The sequence below is a fragment of the Paenisporosarcina sp. TG20 genome, assembly GCF_000286315.1.
Classification (GTDB): Bacteria; Bacillota; Bacilli; order Bacillales_A; family Planococcaceae; genus Paenisporosarcina.
In genome coordinates, this window is sequence record NZ_ALJG01000127.1 from 1 (window position 1) to 4,282 (window position 4,282).

Annotated in this window: 2 protein-coding genes; both read left to right on the top strand. The window is 37.3% G+C overall.

What is annotated here, in order from left to right:
* Positions 1-1,016, top strand: a 1,016-nt coding sequence (locus B371_RS21025) for a cell wall-binding repeat-containing protein (RefSeq protein WP_019412519.1), incomplete at its 5' end; no start/stop codon positions are given.
* Positions 1,017-1,222: 206 nt separating this feature from the next.
* Positions 1,223-4,282: Ig-like domain-containing protein (locus B371_RS22315; protein WP_019412520.1), on the top strand; the 3,060-nt coding region annotated here is incomplete at its 3' end.

Below are 4,282 nucleotides of genomic sequence, written 5' to 3' on the forward strand. Positions count from 1 at the left end.
TAGGAACAGGAACAACGACTACGGATGGTAAATTCTCAGTTGTGATACCTAAACAAAAAGTGAACGAAATTTTAACGGTAACCGCTACAGATGCGGCTGGAAATGTAAGTGCTGAAGCGAAACAAACGGTTGTCGAGGCACCACCTGAAGTGACAAATCGTATTGCTGGAGAGGATCGCTACGCAACAGCAGTTTCGATTTCTCAAGAAGGCTGGAATACAGCTGAAACAGTAGTTCTTGCAACTGGAGCTAATTTTCCTGATGCACTAGCTGGAGGCCCTTTAGCTTACAAAGAAGATGCACCTATTCTATTAACGAGACCTACAAGATTAGTAGAAGTTACGGAACTTGAAATCAAGCGTTTGAATGCGAAGAAAGTGATAATCCTTGGAAGTGAAGGAGCAGTTTCACTAGATGTTGAAACAAAGTTGAAACAAATGGGCTTGGTTGTTGAGAGAATCGGTGGCGAAAATCGCTTCGAAACAGCTGCTTTGATTGCCGAGCGGCTGCCGTCTGAACAAGCGATTATTGCTTTTGGATTCAACTTCCCGGATGTACTTTCAATTTCACCATACGCAGCTAAAAATGGAATACCAATCTTATTGACAAGATCAGATAGAGTGCCCGCTGAAACGCTAAACGCAATGGTCGGTAAAAATAACACCATACTTGTCGGAAGCACTAGTGTCATTAGTGAATCTGTAATGAAGCAGTTCCCTCAACCCGTGAGATATGGTGGGGCAACACGTTTCGATACAGGCAAAAAAATCATTACCCAATTGCCAATGGGAACTGGGAAAGCCTATGTTGCCACGGGACGAAATTTCCCGGACGCACTAGCCGGGTCCGTCCTTGCCGCAAAAAATAATGCACCTATTTTATTGGTTAATGAAACAACGATTCCAACACCGACGAAAGATCTTATTCTAAACTATGATAGTTTCTCTATTTTCGGTAGCCGAGGGGCTGTTGGAGACGAAGTTCAAAGTGAATTAGATCTAGCATTGGAGAAGTAATTAGAGATATATTTAGCCCGAATTATTTAAGGATAGTTCATATAGTATTTACTTTATATATGGAATGAACACCTTCAATCTATGTTAATCTGATTGAAGGTGTTTATTTGCTAATTATCCTAAATAGGAAATAGTTCAACTTGGAATCTAAGATTATAGATATACGATATATTTTAGTAAATTAGGAAGAAAGAAGGAAAATTATAATGAAGTTTGTAACCATTTTAACAGCAATAATATTACTAATATCCAATTTTACCCATACAAATCATGTATATGCTTCGACTGTTGGAACGAAACCAACGATTGAAAGTATGAGTGTAAACATAAAAGAAGCAACAGTTGGAGACACAGTGAATATAAATGTGAAAATTAAAGAATATGTACAGTATGGTTACCTGAATATTTATTACTCATCACCAATTACAGGTAATGGTATAACTATACAACTTAATTTAAATACTGAAACGATGTCGTTCGAAGGAAGCTTTCCAATTAGTAATAATATTGAATCAGGCAATTACACTCCAAATATGTTGAGCCTATATGGTGATGATATAACATCAATTAATAGTTCGGAGTATGAAAATTTTGGGAACGGAGCTTTTGTAGTTAACGGAACAGCTGGTACGGAATTTATTGAAAGCATAAATGTAGACAAGAAGGAAGTAACAGTGGGTGATACGGTTAACTTAAGTTTGAAGACGTCAAGTCATTTGGGAATAAATTATATGAATTCTTACTTTAGATCGCCAATCACTAATCAAACTTTTACCGTATCATTGTACTATAATCCCGAATCAAATACTTTTGAGGGGAAAATTCCTATATCTAGCATTTCAGAAGCTGGGACATACAAACTCTTTATGTTAAATACATATGAAGAAGGAAATAATACTACAGCTTTTTATAGTTCTTATTACGGAGATAAGTTTCAGTACGGGGATTTTACTGTTAGCGGTACAAATGATACTAACCTGATTGAAAGTATCACCTTGGATAAGAATGAAGTTACAATCGGTGAAACAATTAATTTTGCCATAAAAATGCCTGAGCTTGTAGGTATTAACTATATAAATATATACTACTCATCGCCAGTAACAAATAAGAGTTTTCACATAAACTTATACCATAACAGTGAGACCGCGCTTTTTGAGGGAAGTCTTTTAGTGCCAAACAGTTTCGAGTTAGGGAATTACTCCTTATTTATGTTAGGCATATATGACTCTTCAGGCAATATAACAGCGCTTTATTCTAGTGACTATGTAGAATTTGAAAAAGGAAATTTCACCTTTTTCAAGGAACAAAATCCTCCATCTTTTGCAAATCTGACAATAGATAAGAATTCTGTAAAGCCAGGAGATTCTGTAAGGATTAATGTAGCGGCGACTGATGACACAATACTACTCGGGGCAATCATCGACTACATCGCACCTGCAAGTAAAAATATATATTCAGTTGCATTAAGCTACGATAGTAATACAAGGAGTTTCATTGGAGACTTCCCCATTACTGAGAGCAGCGAAGTAGGTATATGGAAAGTTGATTCAATAGAAATTAAAGATACTAATGAAAACTCTACATTAATCAACGCTAACGAGTTGGACTTAAGCAGTGGAGAATTTAGAGTTGAAGACGTGACAGCGCCTTCCATACCTAGTGTAGATGAAGTAACGGACAAATCCACAAGTGTATTAGGGACTGCTGAAGCTGGGTCCACTATTACCGTCAAAACTGGAGAACTAGTTTTAGGGAAAGGGACAACTACTAATGAAGGTAAATATTCGGTTACAATTTCATTACAAAATGCAGGAACAATTTTGTCGGTAACCGCTACTGATAATTCTGGAAATGTTAGTGAAGTGAATAATGTTACCGTCATAGATGTAACAGCACCTCAAGCTCCTACAGTAGATGAAGTAACGGATAAATCAACCAATGTAACTGGAACAGCTGAAGTTGGTTCTACAATTATTGTCAAAGTAGGTACGACAATAATAGGAAACGCGACTACTAATACTGATGGTAAATATGTAGTCTCAATATTAACTCAAAAAGTAGGGACAAAATTAATAGTATCAACTAAAGATAAAGCTGGAAATATGAGTGAGATCACAGAAGTAATAGTTATAGATATAACTCCACCAACTCCACCAATCGTAAATGAAGTTACTGACACTTCAACTAGTGTTACAGGAACAGGAGAGACAGGTACTACTATTTCAATCATAGAGGGTACAACAGTTTTAGCAACAGGTATCACAGCTGCTGATGGATCATTTTCCATTACGATTCCAAAACAAAGAGCAGGAAATAAACTTACAATAACTGCAACTGATGATGCAGGAAATGTTAGTGTTGCAGAAGAAGTTACGGTAGTTGATATAACAGCGCCAATAATTCCAACAGTAAACGAAGTAACAGACAAATCTACAAGTGTGAGAGGAACAGCGGAAGTAGGTTCACTGATAAAAATTAAATCAGGAACGACCGAAATCGGCTCTGGGACAGTGGGTAGCGAAGGCACTTATATTGTTCAAATCGCACAACAAAAAGCGGGAACGAAATTATTAGTAACCGCTACTGATACTACTGGAAATACGAGTGGAATTAGAGAAGTAACGATAGTAGATGTAACCGCACCTACAATGCCAACAGTAAATGAAGTAACGGATCAATCGACAAGTGTAACGGGAACAGCTGAGGTTGGTTCTCTTATTACTATAAAATCTGGAACGGTTGAAAAAGGTTCAGATACTGTTGATAGCACTGGTAAGTATTCGGTTCTAATAGAATTACAAAAAGCAGGCACAATATTAACCATTACTGCTACTGATACTGCAAAGAATAGTAGTGACCCAATAGAAGTTACAGTAACAGATGCAGCAGCACCTTTAATTCCAACGGTAAACGAAGTAACGGATAAATCTACAAGTGTGAGCGGAACAGCAGAAGTGGGTTCACTGATTAAAATTAAATCAGGTACGACCGAAATTGGCTCAGGAACAGTGGATAGCGAAGGCATTTATACTGTTCAAATCACTCAACAAAAAGCAGGAACAAAATTGGCAGTAACCGCTACTGATACTGCTGGAAATACGAGTGGAAATAGAGAAGTGACAGTTGTTGATGTAACCGCACCTACAATGTCAACAGTTAATGAAGTAACTGATCAATCGACAAGTGTAACGGGAAATGCAGAAGCAGGATCTTCTATCACAATTAAGGTAGGAACAACGATTTTAGGAACAGGAACAACGACTACG